The 18,988-nt window shown below is 39.9% G+C and carries 20 protein-coding genes and 2 other annotated features; of the genes, 4 read left to right on the top strand and 16 right to left on the bottom strand.

Features of this window, described 5'->3' with window-relative positions:
* Nucleotides 1–6: 6 nt before the first annotated feature.
* The 6 genes from trpC to ABIE66_RS07675 form a co-directional block, all read right to left on the bottom strand.
* The gene (trpC, locus tag ABIE66_RS07700) at nucleotides 7–783 is read right to left on the bottom strand and encodes an indole-3-glycerol phosphate synthase TrpC (protein ID WP_370014346.1); all 777 of its coding nucleotides are present in this window, start codon (nucleotides 781–783) and stop codon (nucleotides 7–9) included.
* Nucleotides 784–1,806 carry an anthranilate phosphoribosyltransferase gene (trpD, locus tag ABIE66_RS07695; protein ID WP_370014345.1) on the bottom strand — a complete coding sequence of 341 codons (1,023 nt, stop codon included), beginning with the start codon at nucleotides 1,804–1,806 and terminating at the stop codon, nucleotides 784–786.
* 29 nt (nucleotides 1,807–1,835) lie between these two features.
* Entirely contained in the window at nucleotides 1,836–2,441 is a 606-nt protein-coding gene (locus ABIE66_RS07690; RefSeq protein ID WP_370014343.1) for an anthranilate synthase component II, read from the bottom strand.
* Entirely contained in the window at nucleotides 2,438–3,832 is a 1,395-nt protein-coding gene (gene trpE / locus ABIE66_RS07685) for an anthranilate synthase component I (protein ID WP_370014342.1), read from the bottom strand. The genes ABIE66_RS07690 and trpE overlap by 4 nt, the downstream gene beginning before the upstream one ends.
* A 170-nt stretch (nucleotides 3,833–4,002) precedes the next feature.
* Nucleotides 4,003–4,239, bottom strand: a binding site (T-box leader).
* Nucleotides 4,240–4,274: 35 nt separating this feature from the next.
* Nucleotides 4,275–4,505 (bottom strand) — a binding site (T-box leader).
* Nucleotides 4,506–4,581: 76 nt separating this feature from the next.
* A complete protein-coding gene (locus ABIE66_RS07680; RefSeq protein ID WP_289324287.1) occupies nucleotides 4,582–4,857 on the bottom strand; it encodes a UPF0223 family protein in 276 nt (91 codons plus the stop codon).
* A gap of 56 nt (nucleotides 4,858–4,913) precedes the next feature.
* On the bottom strand, nucleotides 4,914–5,882 hold the full coding sequence (locus ABIE66_RS07675; protein ID WP_370014341.1) for an NAD(P)H-dependent flavin oxidoreductase: 969 nt from the start codon (nucleotides 5,880–5,882) through the stop codon (nucleotides 4,914–4,916).
* A 404-nt stretch (nucleotides 5,883–6,286) separates the two neighbouring features.
* On the opposite strand from ABIE66_RS07675, the gene ABIE66_RS07670 reads away from it, so the two are divergent.
* Nucleotides 6,287–7,744 (top strand): aminotransferase class I/II-fold pyridoxal phosphate-dependent enzyme, encoded by a 1,458-nt coding sequence (locus ABIE66_RS07670; protein ID WP_289324285.1) that lies wholly within the window; start codon nucleotides 6,287–6,289, stop codon nucleotides 7,742–7,744.
* A gap of 190 nt (nucleotides 7,745–7,934) precedes the next feature.
* Here ABIE66_RS07670 and ABIE66_RS07665 read toward each other — a convergent pair whose 3' ends face one another.
* On the bottom strand, nucleotides 7,935–8,060 hold the full coding sequence (locus ABIE66_RS07665; RefSeq protein ID WP_072272684.1) for a GapA-binding peptide SR1P: 126 nt from the start codon (nucleotides 8,058–8,060) through the stop codon (nucleotides 7,935–7,937).
* A 405-nt stretch (nucleotides 8,061–8,465) separates the two neighbouring features.
* Between ABIE66_RS07665 and ABIE66_RS07660 the strand changes: the two genes are divergently transcribed.
* Nucleotides 8,466–8,900: a DUF1885 family protein gene (locus tag ABIE66_RS07660; protein ID WP_370014340.1), complete on the top strand. Its 435-nt coding sequence runs from the start codon at nucleotides 8,466–8,468 to the stop codon at nucleotides 8,898–8,900.
* Nucleotides 8,901–8,926: 26 nt separating this feature from the next.
* On the opposite strand, the gene ABIE66_RS07655 is transcribed toward ABIE66_RS07660, so the two are convergent.
* From ABIE66_RS07655 to ABIE66_RS07620, 8 genes are all read right to left on the bottom strand, one after another.
* Nucleotides 8,927–9,448 (bottom strand): polysaccharide deacetylase family protein, encoded by a 522-nt coding sequence (locus ABIE66_RS07655; RefSeq protein WP_353957937.1) that lies wholly within the window; start codon nucleotides 9,446–9,448, stop codon nucleotides 8,927–8,929.
* 12 nt (nucleotides 9,449–9,460) lie between these two features.
* A complete protein-coding gene (locus ABIE66_RS07650) occupies nucleotides 9,461–9,805 on the bottom strand; it encodes a hypothetical protein (RefSeq protein WP_370014339.1) in 345 nt (114 codons plus the stop codon).
* Nucleotides 9,802–10,059 carry a hypothetical protein gene (locus ABIE66_RS07645; protein ID WP_353957684.1) on the bottom strand — a complete coding sequence of 86 codons (258 nt, stop codon included), beginning with the start codon at nucleotides 10,057–10,059 and terminating at the stop codon, nucleotides 9,802–9,804. The genes ABIE66_RS07650 and ABIE66_RS07645 overlap by 4 nt, the downstream gene beginning before the upstream one ends.
* Nucleotides 10,060–10,335: 276 nt before the next feature.
* Nucleotides 10,336–11,748, bottom strand: a complete 1,413-nt coding sequence (gene lpdA, locus ABIE66_RS07640) for a dihydrolipoyl dehydrogenase (protein ID WP_289317286.1) — start codon at nucleotides 11,746–11,748, stop codon at nucleotides 10,336–10,338.
* A gap of 3 nt (nucleotides 11,749–11,751) precedes the next feature.
* Entirely contained in the window at nucleotides 11,752–13,110 is a 1,359-nt protein-coding gene (locus ABIE66_RS07635; RefSeq protein ID WP_289317287.1) for a dihydrolipoamide acetyltransferase family protein, read from the bottom strand.
* Between the two features lie 121 nt (nucleotides 13,111–13,231).
* Nucleotides 13,232–14,209: an alpha-ketoacid dehydrogenase subunit beta gene (locus ABIE66_RS07630; protein WP_289324283.1), complete on the bottom strand. Its 978-nt coding sequence runs from the start codon at nucleotides 14,207–14,209 to the stop codon at nucleotides 13,232–13,234.
* A gap of 3 nt (nucleotides 14,210–14,212) precedes the next feature.
* Nucleotides 14,213–15,328: a pyruvate dehydrogenase (acetyl-transferring) E1 component subunit alpha gene (gene pdhA, locus ABIE66_RS07625; protein WP_289317288.1), complete on the bottom strand. Its 1,116-nt coding sequence runs from the start codon at nucleotides 15,326–15,328 to the stop codon at nucleotides 14,213–14,215.
* 643 nt (nucleotides 15,329–15,971) lie between these two features.
* The gene (locus ABIE66_RS07620) at nucleotides 15,972–16,631 is read right to left on the bottom strand and encodes a YkyA family protein (protein WP_289324282.1); all 660 of its coding nucleotides are present in this window, start codon (nucleotides 16,629–16,631) and stop codon (nucleotides 15,972–15,974) included.
* Nucleotides 16,632–16,843: 212 nt separating this feature from the next.
* Here ABIE66_RS07620 and ABIE66_RS07615 point away from each other — a divergent pair, with 212 nt between their 5' ends.
* The gene (locus tag ABIE66_RS07615; protein ID WP_289324281.1) at nucleotides 16,844–17,002 is read left to right on the top strand and encodes a YjcZ family sporulation protein; all 159 of its coding nucleotides are present in this window, start codon (nucleotides 16,844–16,846) and stop codon (nucleotides 17,000–17,002) included.
* Nucleotides 17,003–17,240: 238 nt separating this feature from the next.
* On the top strand, nucleotides 17,241–17,795 hold the full coding sequence (def, locus tag ABIE66_RS07610; protein ID WP_370014338.1) for a peptide deformylase: 555 nt from the start codon (nucleotides 17,241–17,243) through the stop codon (nucleotides 17,793–17,795).
* Nucleotides 17,796–17,847: 52 nt separating this feature from the next.
* On the opposite strand, the gene ABIE66_RS07605 is transcribed toward def, so the two are convergent.
* Nucleotides 17,848–18,615 carry a Cof-type HAD-IIB family hydrolase gene (locus ABIE66_RS07605; protein ID WP_289324279.1) on the bottom strand — a complete coding sequence of 256 codons (768 nt, stop codon included), beginning with the start codon at nucleotides 18,613–18,615 and terminating at the stop codon, nucleotides 17,848–17,850.
* Nucleotides 18,616–18,988 lie beyond the last annotated feature (373 nt).

Here is an 18,988-nt window from a genome sequence, read left to right as displayed (position 1 = left end):
ATCTCCTTATATACTCATTTGCAATTCGGCCATCGTATAAGGAAGATTTGATGAAGTCATCAGTGTCTCCCCGACTAAAACCGCTTTTGCACCAGCTTCCTTCACACGCATAACGTCTTCTTTTGTCTTTATTCCACTTTCACTGATAATGATATGGCGTTTTGGATCAAGTAACTTCGCTAGTCGTTCCGTTACAGCCAAATCCACTTTGAAGGTCTTTAAATTCCGATTGTTAATCCCTATGAGCTCTGCATTTAGTTCGAGTGCTCGTTCCAGTTCGGCTTCATCATGGACTTCCGTTAATACTTCAAGCCCATTATTTTTTGCATATTGATATAATTCATGAAGACGTTCTTTAGAAAGTGCAGCCACAATTAATAGAATGATTGTTGCACCAGCTCGATAGGCACGATCGATTTGAATTTCATCGATGATGAAATCCTTGCACAACCTGGGAATCCGTATCGCCTCGCTTACGGTTCTCAAATCTGCAAAAGATCCTTTAAAGAAAATCTCATCCGTCAATACGGATATTGCTGCCGCACCGCCGCTTTCATATGAAAGTGCCTGCTCGATTGGATTCACATTAATTTTAATGTCCCCTTTTGAAGGGGAAGCCCGTTTTATTTCCGCAATAACAGCCATTGATTTTGCCGTTTTCAAATTTTCTACAAGAGATGGTCTGACTATATTGATCAATACCGAATCATCTAAGTCCCTTTCTTTTAATTTTGCGACTTCCACCTTTTTCTGTTCGATGATTTTCGTTAAGATATTTTCCATTTACATGACCACCTTATTTCTATTGCCATAAGCAATTAGATTTTCTAACTTTGTAAGAGCCGATCCGCTATCCAGGCTTTCTTTGGCCATGGAGATTCCTTTTTTGATCGTAGCTGCCGTACCATGTGCGTATAATCCCAATCCAGCATTCAATAAAACGGTATCGCGATAGGCACCTTTTTCCCCTTTGAGAAGGCGAAGCATAATATCGGCGTTTTGTTTGGCGTCACCGCCACGGATGGCATCATTTCCGTAAACCGGCAGATCCACTTCTTCAGGATGCAGCGTAAATTGGGTTATATCCCCTTGCTCCAAAAGCACGAGTGAATTTTCACCCTGCAGGCTTGCTTCATCCATAAAACCGGCACCATTTATCACGATCGCGCGTGTCCTGCCCAATTTATGCAGGACTTCCGCAAATAGCTCGAGCATATCGCGTCGATTAATTCCCAATAATTGCGTGTCGAGTTGAACTGGATTTGTCAAAGGTCCGATAAGGTTAAATATTGTCGGGATTTTCAATTCTTTTCTTACTTTCATTATTCGTGCAATATTAGGGTGGACGGATGGGGCAAATAAGAATGTGATCCCATTTTCCTCCAGCAGTTCTTTTAACATGTCAGGCTCCAAGTACAAATTAACACCTAGCTCTTCCAATACATCCGCGCTTCCCGTTTTACTTGAAATGCTACGGTTTCCATGTTTGGCAACCTTGACACCTGCCCCAGCCAGTACGAAGGCCGATGCGGTACTTATATTGAAGCTTTGTGATCCATCTCCTCCCGTTCCGCAATTATCCATTACATTAAGGGAGCTTGTTTTTACACTTCTTGCTTCTTTTCTCATGACTCGGACAAGGCTTGCTATCTCACCTGCCGTTTCCCCTTTGGATTTAAGGGCTATGATGAAAGCTGCCATCTCGCTTTCGGTGATATCTTTAGAAAATAACGCTTGGGCTGCTCTGCTCATCTCTTCTTCCGTCAATGTTTGACGCTCTGCTAACTTCGCTAAATACTCCTTCACCACTAAACTCCCCCAGTCGTTTTTTGTATTTATAAAATGGATTGTTCCTTCTCTGATTGAAAGGTTCCGGCAATCTTATAAAATTGATGTAATAATTCCTTGCCGATTTTCGTCCCTATTGATTCAGGGTGGAACTGTAACCCGTATAGCGGGAAATCTTGATGTTTTAGGGCCATGATTTCCCCATCATCAAGTGCACTCGCCGTCACAGTCAGCTCATTTGGCAAACTCGCCCTTTCAACTACAAGAGAATGGTAACGCATTACCGGGAATCGTAGGTCCTGTTTCGCAAATACACCTGTTCCATCATGCTCGATGACCGATGTTTTCCCGTGCATGATTTGTTTTGCCCCAACCACGTTCGCACCAAAAACTGCACCAATGGCCTGATGCCCCAGACAAATGCCTAAAAGCGGAACCTTCTCATAAAAGCTACGAATGATCTCCATACTGATACCAGCATCTTCCGGCCGGCCAGGTCCCGGGGAAATGACGATTGCCATGGGATTCAATTCCTTAATTTCAGCAAGGGTGATTTCGTCATTCCTTTTTACAACGATTTCTTTTTCCACTTCCCCTAAATATTGATAAAGGTTGTAAGTGAACGAGTCATAGTTATCAATTAATAAAATCATTTTGTGTGAACCTCCATTAGAGCTCGTGCTTTATTTTGTGTTTCTTCATATTCCGTTTTTGGATCTGAATCATATACAATTCCTGCCCCTGCCTGTACATGTGCCTTGCCATCTTTAATGATCATCGTCCGAATGGCTAATGCCATATCAAGATCCCCTCCATAACCAATGAATCCTATTGAGCCTGAATACATCCCGCGTTTACAATTTTCCAGTTTATTGATCAGCTCCATCGCCCTGATTTTAGGAGCACCTGAAACTGTTCCAGCAGGGAGGCAGACCGTCAGCGCATCCAAACTCGTGAATCCTTCCCTAAGCTTTCCGCTAATCTTAGAAGCAATATGCATGACATGCTGATATCTTTGAATTTCCATTTCCTCGGTCAGGTGGATTGAACCAATTTCGCAAACCCTCCCAAGGTCATTTCTTCCTAAATCAACAAGCATCCTATGCTCAGCAAGTTCCTTTTCATCCATCAGCAGGCTTTTTTCCAATCCCTTATCTTCTTCGTCCGTTTTCCCTCTCGGCCTTGTACCGGCAATGGGATTAACGTGAACCATTCCTGATGAAACACTGATCAAGCTTTCTGGAGACGACCCTAGAATGGTATAGTCACCAAATTCTATATAAAACATATAAGGTGATGGGTTGGCTAAACGCAGACGACGATAGGCATCGAAAGGTTCACCATCGAAGTCCGCTTTAAATCTTTGTGATAAAACAACTTGGAACACTTCACCAGCCACAATCGCCGCTTTAACATCAAGAACCATTTTCTCAAATTCATCCTGACTGAAATTCGACTTGAATTCCAAATATTCCGACGATATTTCCTTTGACGGTTTGCTTGCCTGATTGATTTTTTCCTTCATCCCCAATAAACTTTTTTCACTATCTTCTTCCGCAGTCAAAAGATGGATTTTTTGCAAAACATGATCGAATATATACAATTCTTTATAAAAGAGAAAATGAGCATCAGGCATTTGCAGAGAATCAGGCGGCACCGAGCCTATATTTTCATATAGCCGAATGATATCATAGCCCATATAGCCGATTGCACCTCCATTAAATGGCGGAAGATGTACGGGGGCCTCTCCTATCTCAACTAACAATTCATTTTTTAGAAACTCGATGATATTGATGTTCTTTACGATTTGGTCACCTGTTTCAGGGTCTTTCACATATACTTGGTTAGCGAGCGATGTCACCTCCAAGTATGGGTTTGAACCTAGATAAGAATAGCGCCCGTTGTCATGATGCGAATTGGAACTTTCCAATAAAAATTTCTGTTCCCCATCCATTTTCTGAAATATGGCAATGGGTGTGTGGATATCCCCTTCAATTGTGTCCATTTTGAAGCGGAGTATTTTTTTTTCATCCAAATTGTTCATCTCAATTCCCTCCCGATTCTTATACGATCATATAAACTGTTAAAAGGGCAGACCCTTTTGACGAGTGCCGGATTTTCCAGTTACTCTGAATATTTTTTGACTTTTCCTCTAAAAGGTATTTATATTGAAAATCCCATAAAAAAATCCCCTGCAAACACAAATATGTGTCTGCAGAGGACGGTATACCGCGGTGCCACCTCAAGTTGGAAAAACTTTCATTTTTCCCTCTCAAGCAAGAAATGAAAGTTTCTTGCGAATACCCTTTAACGGTGGCAGCCGAGTTTCCCTACTTATTTCAAGAAACCACTCATAAGTCCATTCATCTTCTTATATCGTACCGGTTTCCACCTTTTCCGGCTCTCTGTGACGCATCTAAAAAGATTACTACTCTTATTCATAGATTTAATTATCATTTTCATAAAAACGCAAAAAGGGCCCTCATCCAAAGGACGAGGAACCCGTGGTACCACCTTAATTAGCTAAATTAGCTCACTTTACGGCATTAACATGCCTATCTCCATTAACGATGAGATAATCGCCAAAGCCTACTCCGTCAATCCGTTTCGGTTTGGGGCTCGGAAGTCCATTCGCTTAAATTCGTTCACCAGTTTTCAGCAACCACTGGCTCTCTGCAGAACAGCATTAAGGTACTCTTCTTCGTCACTGCCTTTATCTTTTTCTTGATTATTATGTTAAAACAATCTTTTCAGTAAGTCAATGGAGTTTTCTAAAAATTATATTTTTAATTTTTAATTTTTCATTTTTATCCATTCTCCGTCTTCGATTCCTTTTGCCTTCTTAATAACGAGATATGCTGAATAGGTGCTGGCTGACTCAAACTCATCCGTATACTTTTTTTCATCCGCCTTACCGGGGACTATTTCCTTGAATCTTCGATATGCTTTCATAAATTCTTCTTTTTGTATTTTATTTTCATAAGCCTTTTCTACCGCTTCAAAAAATTTAATCACATCTACTATTTCATCAGTAGTCCAATCAAGATCCATTGGATATTGATAATCCATACCCTAACACGCTCCTTCTAGATAGTTTTTCATGTTGTCCGGGAGTCCATTTATCTTCAGTCTGCCCATTTTGAACGAATTGCTTCCGCTTGGCCGATAATCCGACTGAATAGTTCAGCAGTCGATGGTACATCATGAATCAGCCCCATCACTTGTCCAGCCCAGGCATATCCTTCACTTTCAACACCGTCGTGAATATAACGCTGGTTCGCTTTTCCACTTATGTAATCCTTCAATTGCTCATATCCGCCATTTTCTTTTTCTATTTCAAGGATTTTATCGGTCCAGTTGTTTGCAATTACCCTGGCTGGTGCACCAATGGACCTCTTAATGACAACGGTATCATTTTCTGTACCGGAAACCAAGGCATTTTTATATAATTCATGCGCATGAACGCACTCCTTGACTGCTATGAATCGTGTTCCCATCTCGATTCCATCGGCGCCAAGTGCCAATGCTGCCATCAAACCGCGCCCATCGCCAAACCCCCCCGAGGCGATGACTGGAATTTTAACGGAATCCACAACTTGAGGAATTAACACAGAGGTTCCAATATCATCACGGCCTAAATGTCCGCCGCCCTCCTGCCCAACCACCATCACTGCATCTGCACCAAGCTGTTCAGCCTTCACAGCCTGCTTTCTTGCAGCAACTAGCACCAGTTTTTTCACCTGAGTACCTTTGACGTATTCAAGAAATGGCGAAGGGTTTCCGCCGGTTACGGAAACAACTGCGATATCCTCTTTCAATGCTGCTTCAAGCATGTGTTCATAAGGCCTTCCATGCTGCCCGATTGCAAAGTTCACACCGAAGGGTTTATCCGTCAATGATTTAGTTTTTCTAATTTCATCTATCAGTTGCTCTTGGTTTTCCAAGGACATGGCCGTTACCTGTCCAAGCCCTCCTGCATTCGAAACTGCCGCAGCCAGTTCTGCATAAGCTAAATGAGCCAATCCCCCTTGTACGATTGGGTATTGAATCCCTAACAAATTGGTCACACGCGTATTCCACTTCAAACTCCTCATCTCCCTTTTCCTTTTAGTGATTTGTTTTATTAAGCTGCAATCTATATAACATAGCTTAATTATGGCAAATATTGCTTACCCGTTCAATTTTTAAACTCACGCATTCAATATTTTTAAATGAAGAATTCTTGAGTCAATCCAGTTAATACTAGGCATATACTCAATTATAATCGGCTGATATTTTTATTGAGCCCCTTAACATCGAAGGCATTTAAAATTTGTTTATGTCAGGACATTAAAGTCACGCTAGGCATTTATTATAAGACGTGCTATAATTCATTTGTTTTATGTCTATCCACAAGACCATTTGAATGGAATCGGAGAAACATACGATCGTTAATAGAAAGGGAGTATACCCTCCCCGATATTTCGTACCTATTATATTGAAAAGGGGCCACAAAGAATTGTCACAGAATGAAACACCCTTATACACTGCCTTATTGCAGCATGCAAAAAAAAATCCCGTTCAATTTCATATTCCAGGTCATAAAAAAGGAAAAGGAATGGACGCTGATTTCCGTAATTTCATTGGAGAAAATGCATTATCCATAGATTTAATCAATATTGCACCACTCGATGATCTCCATCAACCTAAAGGTATCATTAAACAAGCTCAGGATCTTGCCGCTGAAGCTTTTGGTGCAGATCATACATTCTTTTCCGTTCAAGGAACAAGTGGAGCGATCATGACGATGGTCATGACAGTCTGCGGACCTGGGGACAAAATCATCGTTCCGAGGAATGTACATAAATCCGTAATGTCTGCCATTGTATTTTCCGGAGCTGTTCCCATTTTCATCAATCCTGAAATAGACAAAGACTTGGGCATCTCCCACGGAATCACCATCGATGCCGTTGAAAAAACTTTAAGGGAACATGGTGATGCTAAAGGTTTGCTTGTAATCAATCCCACCTATTTCGGTATTTCGGCTGATTTGCAAAAAATAGTCGAACTTGCTCATTCCCACGAAATCCCAGTTCTTGTAGATGAAGCACATGGTGTCCATATTCACTTCCATGAAGACTTGCCGATGTCAGCCATGCAAGCTGGAGCAGATATGGCTGCAACAAGTGTTCATAAACTGGGCGGTTCACTAACGGGAAGTTCCATATTAAATGTTAAAACTGGATTGGTTTCAGCAAATCGTGTACAAGCCATTTTGAGCATGCTCACAACGACCTCAACCTCCTATATACTTCTGGCTTCCCTGGATACGGCTAGAAGACAGCTGGCGACGGTAGGCAGGGAAATGATCGATGAGGCCATCAATCTTGCAGGATATATCCGTGAGGCCGTGAATGAGATTCCTTATCTATACTGTGTCGGCAGCGAAATTCTTGAGAGTAAGGCAGCATTTAGTTATGATCCGACTAAGTTGATCATTTCCATTAAGGAATTGAATATTACCGGATACGACGTTGAGAAATGGCTTCGTGAAAAGCATAATATCGAAGTCGAACTTTCTGACTTGTACAATATCCTTTGCCTGATAACACCGGGAGACTCAAAAATAGAAGCGGACCTGCTGATCGCTGCCCTACGAGACTTATCGGATGAGTTTAAGGAAATGGCTGCTGAACATGAAAAAATTGAAGTCCTCCTTCCTGATACACCGCCACTTGCTTTATCACCAAGGGAGGCATTTTATGCAGAGACCGAAGTGGTTCCCATCGAGGAATCGGTCGGCAAAATCAGTGCTGAATTCATCATGGTTTACCCGCCGGGAATCCCGATCTTCATACCAGGCGAACTGATTACTGAAGATAATATCAATTACATCCGGAAAAACATCGAGGCAGGCCTACCTGTCCAAGGTCCAGAGGATCCAGAGATAAAATATTTGCGCATCATTAAAAACTGAATGAATTTCATCAAACCAAAGCAGATACCTGCTCTGGTTTTTTGCCCATTTTATTGATTCAACGTAATTGAGCAAAGTGCTTTGGATGGAAACGGAAGAATTCTCCCTCGTTAACTTCGATAAAAAGGGTGCTCCAGGTTACAACCCTGAAACACCCTTCAATTCTATTAATCTAAAAGTCTTTTTCCATTTATTTTTCAGAGGCAGCTGTATCACAGCTTTGGCAGTTGTGATTGTGTGTATAAAGTACACTTACTTTTTCATCTTCAAAATGTTCAATCGTGCTATTGCAAGTTTGACATACGATAGTTCCCATTTTTACAACCCCTTCCTCTATATTGTATGCATCAATTACATAATGTAACCGCTTTATATGAATTATAATATAACACATTTATTATATCAAGCTAAAAAGTATAACATATATACTTTTTTCCATTAAATTCAATATAGGTTCATTCCATTGATTTATTTCTTTCATTTTGAAACCGCCGATTGGAAGTAAACGGTTCCAATCATTGGAATTCTTATTATGAAAACGTTCATTTTCAAAAAACGAACGGCTCTTTGAGCTCTTTTTTTAAAATTCCACCACATTCCTTACTCAGCAAAACAAGGTGAAAAAGGAATTTTGCCTTTCAAATTACATATAGATTAGTATATAAAACAACCATAAAATGTTAATATATACTTACATTCGAAAGATCTAAGGGGGATCCAAATGACTGAAAATGCCTATATTAAACTTGTTCCCGAGTCCGTAAAAGCGACTGTAACCATTGAAGATGTGAAAGAATTGCTGAATTATTATCAAATGATTACAGCAAAAACAGGAAAGCAACTGGATTGGGAGTATGATAAGAAAGCATTTCCTTATGAAATGAAAGTACCTGAAAGAATGAAAGATAAGGCTATTTATCTCCAAGCCAAAGAGGATCGATACCACATGATATTGATAGGCGTTGACCAAGAAGTCGTTAAGGATGAAAATGGATTAGAGCGGATTCAATCCTATATCCAATTCACCCTCCCTGAAACAGCAACTTTCGGTGATAAGGGAAAAGCTAATGAATTGTGCAAGTTCCTAGCAAAGAAATTACGGGCACAGCTCCATCTATTCAATAATCGGGTGATGTATTACTATCCAAGGAAATAAAAAACCTGCTGTGGCCGAGAATCAGCTCATGCAGGCGTTTCAATTAATTTTGTATCAAGGAACTTATAACCTTTCTTTTGAAAACCTTTCACGATATCCTCTATCGCTTCACTCGTCCATTTCCGGTCATGCATCAGTAAGTTCGCACCATTTCCTAAATATGAGCTGTTCAACATGATATCAGTTAAAGCTTTTTTATCCTGATACTCTTTTTCCCAGTCATATCCATATGTCCAATTCATGACCAACATGTTTTCTTCCTCAGCAACTTTTTTTGAATGATCGGTTTTCAATCCAAAAGGCGCCCTGAAGTACTTAGGGCGTTCACCTATAATGCCTTCAACCAAATTGTTCAATTTAACGATTTCCCTCTCTTGTTCCTTTTCAGTCAATTCTTTTACATTTACATGGGAATACGTATGATTACCGATAGAAAAACCCATATCATGAATTACTTTTAGCATCGCATTATTTTCATCTTTTTCAAGAAAGTGACCGTTCACGAAAAAAATCGCAGGTACTTCAAGTCGCTTAAGGGTTTTGGCAATTTCCAGCGAATATTAATCAGGTGCATCATCAAAGGTTAACAACACAACTTTCGGATTTGCATCCCCAATGGGTTTAAATGACCAATTATCTTTGTTCACCCGATATTCTGCCTTTACATTCCCTACGAGATTTATTTTTGATGTTTCTTTTTTCAGATCTTTTTCTGGCTGGCTTTCATCTTGAACTGTTGCTGCCGTTTCCACACTTTCTTGATTCTCATTTTCGGTTTGATTGGGATTGTGATCGTTACAAGCCATCAAGAAAAATGATATAGATGTAAGTAATACTAATACTCTGTTAATCATGGTTCCTCCGTTGCTTCTTGTGTCGTTGCTGGCCATACGAACAAAATTCAATAAATGGGTACTAACGTTTCCAAAAGGATTTGTAAAATCCCATAACATAATAGGCTTATCACGGTAACAAGCATGGTTCGCTTATTGGACTTTAAAATCATTTTGCCAATGTAAATGGCTAAATAAGAAAAGACCAGAAACATGAATACTTTGAAAACAAATCGATCATTAACAGACAGCCATTCAACTAATGTATACCCACTCCAAACGATTAGTTGAAAGAGGATTACCAGATAATTTTTCAAGTGATCCACCCCATTTTAATATGAATACATCAGCCATAGTCTTTTTATTGGCAAAAAATATCCTTTAGCAAACATCGCTCATCCTATTTTTTATCCTCTATTACCTTTTTAAAACCCTTTCAAGGAAAAAAGTTAGAAGTCCTTTTTATAGCTTATGCCCTTTTTGTCCTTTTCATTTAACTAGTGTAAAGAAAATAATGAATTAGGAGTAATCCTTCATTTTCATCTTCTTGCCAATACAAAAAAGCGTACTGCCTAATGCAGTACGCTTTTTTTTAAAATCAATTACTTAATGATGTGAATAGGAGTTCCAAGGGCAACTTCAGCTGCTTCCATAGTGATTTCCCCTAAAGTTGGATGTGCATGGATTGTCATCGCGATATCTTCAGCAGTCATTCCCGCTTCGATAGCTAAACCAAGTTCTGCAATCATATCAGATGCGTTTGGTCCTGCAATTTGTGCTCCTATAACCAATCCGTCTTCTTTGCGAGTGATAAGCTTCACAAATCCGTCCGTATTATTTAATGAAAGAGCACGTCCATTTGCAGCGAATGGGAATTTAGAAGCAAGCGCTTCGATTCCAGCTTCCTTCGCTTCTTTTTCATTATAACCGACAGAAGCTAGTTCCGGTTCAGAGAATACAACAGCCGGAATGGCAAGATAGTCGATTTCAGATGAATGACCTGCAATGGCTTCAGCTGCAATTTTACCTTCATAAGAAGCTTTATGAGCTAACTGAGGTCCAGAAACGATATCACCGATTGCGTAAATGTTTTTCACGCTTGTACGGCATTGTTTATCCGTTTCAATCAAACCACGGTCAGTCATTTTGATTCCAACTTGTTCTAAGCCGATTTCTGCAGTATTAGGACGACGTCCAACTGTTACTAAAACGTAATCGGCTTCAACTTTTTTCTCTTCGCCTTTTACTTCATAAGTAACGGTTACGCCTGTTTCAGTTTCTTCCACGCCTTTAGCATTTGCTTTGGTAACAATTTCAGCACCCTTGTTTTTAAGGTTACGTTTAACAAGAGCTGCCATTTGTTTTTCAAAGCCTGCAGAAAGAATTTCTTCCGTACCTTCAAGGATGGTCACTTTAGTGCCAAAACTTGCGAATGCTCCGCCAAGCTCGGTACCAATGTAACCTCCGCCGATTACCACGATAGAACTTGGAACTTCTTCCAAAGCAAGGGCACCAGTGGAATTAAGTACTCGTTTCGTATATTTAAATGACGGAATCTCGATTGGCGATGAACCAGTAGCGATGATTGCGTTTTTAAATGTATATGTTTGGGCTGAGTCATCATTCATAACACGGATGCTGTTTTCATCAACGAAATAAGCTTCCCCAGTTACAACCTCAACATTATTACCTTTTAACAGGCTGCTTACACCGCCTGTTAATTTTTTTACAACAGTACCTTTCCAAGCTTGTACTTTAGAAAAATCAACAGTAACTTTTTCTGCAAAGATACCCATGTCTTCTGAATGCTGAGCTTCATGGAAACGGTGTCCCGCCGAGATTAAAGCTTTCGATGGGATACAGCCTACATTCAAACAAACTCCGCCGATTGTTCCTTTTTCAACGACCGTTACTTTCTGTCCAAGCTGTGCTGCGCGAATTGCGGCAACATATCCCCCTGGGCCTGAACCGATCACTAAAGTATCTGTTTCGATTGGAAAATCTCCTACTACCATTGTTTACGCCTCCATTAACAATAATTCTGGGTCGTTCAATAACTTTTTGATATGATTCAATGCATGCTGAGCAGTTGCTCCATCAATCATGCGGTGATCAAAGCTCAGTGATAATGCCAGAACTGGAGCGGCGATAATTTCCCCGTCGCGTACAATTGCTTTTTCGGCAATGCGTCCAATCCCTAGAATGGCAACTTCTGGATGATTGATTACAGGTGTGAACCATTGACCGCCTGCGGAACCGATATTCGTAATGGAGCAAGAAGCACCTTTCATTTCGTTAGGAGCCAATTTACCGTCACGAGCTTTCGTCGCTAATTCATTAATTTCTTGTGAAATGGCAAAAGTTGATTTACGATCTGCATCTTTTACAACTGGAACAAGCAGTCCTTTGTCTGTGTCTGCCGCAATTCCGATATTGTAATAGTGTTTATGGATAATCTCACTAGCCTCATCATCAAATGATGTGTTAAGCATAGGAAATTCACGCAATGCACTTGTTAACGCTTTAACAACATAAGGTAGGAATGTAAGCTTGATTCCTTTTTCTGCAGCAATTTCCTTGAATTTCTTACGGTGAGCAACTAGTAGCGTCACATCGACTTCATCCATCAATGTTACATGTGGAGCAGTCTGTTTGGATTTAACCATTGCTTTGGCGATAGCTTTTCTCATACCGCTCATTTTCTCGCGAGTTTCAGGATATTGTCCTTCTGGAATCGAAACTTTTTGTTTTTCGGTTGTTTCCTTATCATTTTGTTGTGAAGCTTCACTTTGAGCTGCTGGTTGCTGTGGAGCCGTTTTGCCGTTTTTGAAAGCATCGATGTCTTCTTTCATGATGCGGCCGTTATCTCCAGAACCAGAAATCTCACGAATATTTACCCCTTGTTCGCGTGCATATTTCCTAACAGAAGGCATGGCGATAATACGTCGTGAAGGATCCGCCTCAACCTGTGGTTGTGATCCCGCGCCCGTTTCTGCACTATTTTCTTGAACCGGAGCAGCCTCTTTCTTGACTTCCTGTCCAGCTTCAGCAGTTGCTTGAACCTGGGCCTCCGTATCCTTTCCACCTTCTGCCTTCGCTTCTTCTCCATGATCCCCTTTAAACTGAAGATCTTCATATCCTGGAGCATCGAATGTTACAAGTACATCGCCAACAACGGCAACCGTTCCTTCTTGAACAAGGATTTCTTCAACGGTACCTTCCACTGGTGATGGGATTTCAACAACGGCCTTATCGTTTTGAACCTCACAAAGCACGTCATCTTCTTGTATCTTATCTCCTGGTTTTACAAACCATTTCACTATTTCACCTTCGTGTATACCTTCTCCGATATCAGGGAGTCTAAATTGGAATGCCACTGAGTTCAACCTCCTATATTAAATCATACTTAGTGCATTGAATAAAGTCCTTTATCTTGCATTACCGTTAATGCAAAATCACTTTCACTAGCAGGACGTTCATTCCCATTACTTAAGATTGTTAAAACTTCAAGACTTTAGTTGCCGTTTCAATAATGTCTTTATAATTAGGGAGCCATACTGTTTCAGCTTGTGAAAACGCGAATACCGTATCAGCAGCAGCCACTCGCAGTACTGGAGCATCCAAGCTCAAAATGGCACGTTCGTTAATTTCAGCGACAACATTCGCTGCTATACCAGCTTGCTTTTGGGCTTCTTGAACAACGATAGCGCGTCCAGTTTTTTCTACAGAAGCAATGATTGTATCAATATCCAATGGAGATACAGTCCGTAAGTCGACCACTTCGACGGAATGACCATCCTTAGCCAATTCTTCAGCTGCCTTGATGGATTCCTGTACCATCGCACCATACGTAATAATGGATAAATCCGTTCCTTCTCTCTTCACATCCGCTTTTCCTAATGGAATTGTATATTCCTCTTCAGGAACTTCCTGACGGAATGAGCGGTACAATTTCATGTGCTCAAGGAAAATGACTGGGTCATTATCACGAATCGCTGAAATCAATAAGCCTTTTGCATCGTAAGGAGTGGAAGGGATTACTACTTTTAACCCTGGTTGCTGAGCCATTAAACCTTCTAAGCTATCAGCGTGCATTTCCGGAGTGTGCACTCCGCCTCCAAAAGGTGAGCGAATTGTAACCGGCGCACTGTAACGTCCCCCTGAACGGTAGCGCATACGAGCAAGCTGACCGCTTACGGAATCCATTACTTCATATATAAACCCGAAGAATTGAATTTCAGGAACAGGACGGAAACCTTGTAAAGAAAGACCAACCGCTAATCCACCGATTCCAGATTCAGCAAGTGGTGTATCGAATACACGATCTTCACCGAATTCTTTTTGAAGATTTTCCGTTGCACGGAAAACTCCCCCATTAAGACCAACATCTTCTCCAAAAACGAGTACATTCTCGTCATTTTTAAGTTCTGTACGTAATGCTTCTGTAATTGCTTGAATCATCGTCAATTGAGCCATGGCTTACTTCGACTCCTTCTCTTTATAAATTTCATATTGTTCTTTTAAGTTATAAGGCATTTCTTCATACATGTTCTCAATAAGGTCTGTAACCTTTTGCTTAGGTTCTGCATCAGCCTTTTTGATTGCTTCTTTAATATCGTCTTTTGCTTTTTCTATTGTTTCGTTCTCTAATTCTTCATTCCAAAGTTTTTTGTTTTCCAAGAACTTGCGGAAACGAACCAATGGATCTTTTAGTTCCCACTCATTATCCATATCGGAAGTACGGTAACGTGTCGGGTCATCCCCAGCCATCGTATGTGGTCCATATCGGTAAGTTAATGTTTCGATCAATGTAGGACCTTCACCATTAATTGCACGTTCACGTGCTTCTTTAACAACTGTATAAACGGCCAATGCATCCATACCATCAACCTGGATGCCAGGAATACCTGCAGCCACACCCTTTTGGGCTAAAGTTTTTGATGCTGATTGCAATTCAACAGGAGTCGAGATTGCAAAACGGTTATTTTGCACGATGAAGATAGCTGGCGCTTTAAATGCACCTGCAAAGTTAATACCCTCATAGAAGTCACCTTGAGATGTTCCACCGTCACCCGTATATGTGATGGCAACAGCTTTTTTTCCGCGTTTCTTCAATCCAAGAGCCACTCCGGCAGCTTGGATATATTGAGCGCCGATAATGATTTGAGGCGAAATAACATTGACGTCTTCAGGAATTTGATTTCCCTTAAAATGTCCACGGGAGAATAGGAATGCTTGCCATAGCGGCAGGCCGTGCCAAACGATTTGCGGCACATCACGGTATCCAGGAAGAATGAAATCCTCTTTTTCCAAAGCATACTGTGAAGCGATTTGAGAAGCTTCTTGACCGGCAGTCGGTGCATAGAACCCTAATCTTCCTTGGCGGTTCAGTGATATAGAACGTTGATCCAAGATGCGGGTATAAACCATACGACGCATTAATTCTTGCAGTTGTTCATCACTTAAATCAGGCATTGCCGCTGCGTTAACGACTTCTCCCTCTTCATTTAAAATTTGAAAAGTTTCAAATTGATCTTCCACTTTCTTAAGCTGATCTTGAACATTAATTTTAGCTTGTTTAGTTTTTTGAGCCATTTTGGCACCTCATCCTTTCATTAAAAAGGTTTGCTATTATTATTCTATAAAGCAAAAATAGTTTGCTTTTTAGTTTCTTCAACAATACATTCTTTTATTTTTCCCTTAAGACCAATCCCTCAAACGTGGATATGCTTAATATGTCTCAATCTTATTCTGTACCATAAAAAAAATCAAGGAAAATGATACAAGAACTTTTATAGATTAAGTTTACAAGATGAATTAACATCAAGTCAATCACTTGGAGTTCCTTATTTTTTTGATTTAATAGAATTTCCAACACTAAAACTTCTTCTCTGTATTAGTTTTCGTTTTACGACTGTACTATTAAATTTCCCGTATTTATCATTTTAGGGATGACGACGAATAATATTTCAAATCCTCCGTCGATCCCATCGATTCCAAAACCGCATTAACTACAGGCATTTGAGCCTTTAAGATAATATTACGAAAAAATACTCAAACGCTTTCATATCAGTCAGCTGTTAGATTCTCTATTAACGTTTTTTTTTAGTACAGGTACTGAAAATTTTACATTCACTTGTTTCGACAAAAAAACTATTCTAAAATTTTTTAGTCTATAAATGAACTGGATGCACAAAAAATGAGCTGTGATTGAGGATCACAGCCCATCTTTATTATATTATTTTGTAGAATCAGCCATTTCTATGCCGGAACTATCATAAAAACTTTCTTTTTTTTGATTGGATTTTTCCGTTAATGCATTAAATTGTTCATTCGCCTTCAAAACTTTTGCATAAGAGGTATTGATTTTCTCGATTTGCCCTTGTAATTCATCCATTTTCAAATCCTCTTTTTTAAACAGTTCATATAATTCACGATCATAAGCCAGACTTTGTTGATAGGCATCATACAAATTGTCGTAGGTGCTATAACGCTCACTCATGATCTTTTTCAAGTCAGCCGCTTCTTTTTTAACTTTTTCATCCTCTATTTTCCCGATTTGTTCACCTATCTTATTGAATTGTTCTTTTGAGGATTGCATACTGCTTTGTTCCTTTTCTATTATTTCCTCCCGTTGGTCGATATTCTTGGTTGCTTCATCTGAAATCTCGACGATTTGTTCATACTCATCCAATCCAAGTTCAATGATTTTCTCATACTTTTCTTTTTCCTTTTTCTCCAAATCATTAAGCGGCTCTTGATGCTCGGTGAAATTATTTTCCTTTTCAGCAGTTTTCTCCAGGATCTTATGGATCTTTTCTTCAGGTGAACCGTTAAAACAACCGGTCAAGATCACTAATGAAAGAAGTAAAATAACATATGGACCAAAACTCTTCAACATAGACAGCTCCTTCTGATAGTTCTTGAAGTTTCATATTTCTTTAAATTTCTGTTTATGCACGGACACTTGCACTAATCATATTCCGAACATGAATTTATCATTACTGGGCTCTAGCCTACACCCTTTAAACCATACTGCATAGGCTGTAGGGACCGTTTCAAATCAGAGTGGTCAACATTTTAATAAAACAAAAACGGAGGTATGAAATTATGTATGGAGGTTACAACCAGGAGTGTTGTTATCCGGTTTCCGTTGCACCCAGCTTTGGTTATGGTGACCAAGGTGGCGGCTGCGGATTTGGAAGCGGCTTCGCCCTGATCATTGTCCTGTTCATTCTGCTCATCATTGTCGGCGCTTGTTTATGCTAAACAGATAATTACTATACCTTTACCCGAATATGTTATCTATTTACCCTGATTCACAAAAATTGATTAAAAATTTTTTAAAAATCTCAACACGCAAATAAAAATAATGGCTGGGATAGGAATTTATCGACTGATTCCATCCCTCCCATTACACTTTCACTAGACCAATCCATTAACTTTCAGCACTTTTTTTGTTAAAATGACCCTATACATATTATAAGAATATATGGGGTGATAGATCATGCTTACTATGGATGACTTTGTTCATGAAGACGATCCAATATTAAGGAAAGTCGCGTTAGAGGTTCCACTTCCGGCATCAGATGAAGATAAGCGACTTTTAGCCAGTTTGATTGAATATGTCCAAAACAGCCAGAAGCCCGATATTGCTGCCCTATACGGGTTAAGGGCAGGAATTGGCTTGGCTGCACCACAGGTCAATGTTTCAAAAAGGATGATCGCGGTTCATTTGAAAGAAAAAGATGATCAACTGTATAGCTATGCACTTTTCAACCCTAAAGTCATTAGCCATTCAGTGGAAAAAGCATACTTGACAAGCGGAGAAGGCTGTCTTTCCGTTAATCGCCCCGTTTCCGGCTATGTACCACGTTATGCTCGAATAACCGTCGTGGGTACTGACCTGGAAGGGAAATCGGTTCAACTCCGTCTAAAAGGCACCGCAGCCATTTGCTTTCAACATGAAATCGACCATCTAAATGGAATCATGTTTTATGATCATATCAATCAGGAAGACCCCTATGCCGTTCCGGAAAATTCCATTGCGGTGGAAAGGTAACCTAATAAGCGACAAAAACTCCCGTCTTGTTGGTTGACGGGAGTTTTTATTTTTAAATCAATTCAAGTTCCTTCAAACCAAAAAGTATGCCATCATCATCGACATCCTTCGTTACAAAGTCGGCCTCTTGTTTCACAAGTTGACCGGCATTCCCCATTGCCACGCCATATCCTGCTACTTTTAACATTTCTATATCATTTAAGCCATCTCCAAAGGCGTAAACATCCTCTAGAGCAAACCCGACTTTTTCCATTAATATTTTAATGCCTTCTGCTTTTGACCCCCCGAATGGAAGTACATCCGTCGAGTATTCATGCCATCTAATAAAGTGAAAGTCATCATATTTCCCAACATAGTTCCCTTCTTCATCTTCCGAGCAGAATAATAAGGCTTGGTATATTTCATGGTCCTCATAAAAGTCTGCCACATGTTCAGGGTGTGGAAACTTCAAGGTGCTTAATGCTTCTTCAATTCTGCCATGATGTGGAACACTCGATTTCATTGTCTCCTCATTCATGAAAACGATCGGTATTTGATTATTTTCAGCATGTTCGTGAAGCCGCTTTATCTCAGGTATGCTCAAAGGGTTTTTATAAACCACTTTCCCTTCAAAAACAACGTATTGTCCATTGAAACTTACGAATGTATCAATGCCAAGCTCTTCCCTTAAAGACTCGAACATGAATGGAGCCCTTCCTGTGGCAATCGCTACAAAAACCCCGCTATCCTGTAGTTGCTTTATGGCTTTTTTCGTTGAAGCAGGTAACTTTTTTTCATGATCGAGCAATGTTCCGTCAATATCAAAAAATACGATTTTCACTAACGATTCACTTCCAATTCATTCATTTTTAATATGTACCCATTTAATAATTGTCATCAAGATAAGTCAAGTAACTCTAGCGGATTTCCCTCAAAGTTACGTTTTTTATTCACTAATGAGCATATACTATTCCTAATAGAACTCAACGCAGGTTTTCCAAAATACACTTCTCCGTCCTTCTTGCCCCTAAAATCACAGTCACCTGTAAGAATGAGCCTTTTTTTTCAAAAATGGGCCAAGTACTTGTAAAGACATATTTACATTATTGAATAATCCTATACAATAATAACTAAGGGAGCGTGATCGCCATGTTAAAAAAGCTTCGTAAAAAGCTTGTTAAACAGTGGAATGATCTTTTAAGAAAAAAATCTAT

Origin of the sequence: Peribacillus sp. B2I2, from assembly GCF_041261685.1 — a bacterium.
Taxonomy (GTDB): domain Bacteria; phylum Bacillota; class Bacilli; order Bacillales; family DSM-1321; genus Peribacillus.
The sequence above is the reverse complement of the archived record's forward strand: the minus strand, read 5'-3'. Positions and strand labels throughout refer to the sequence as shown.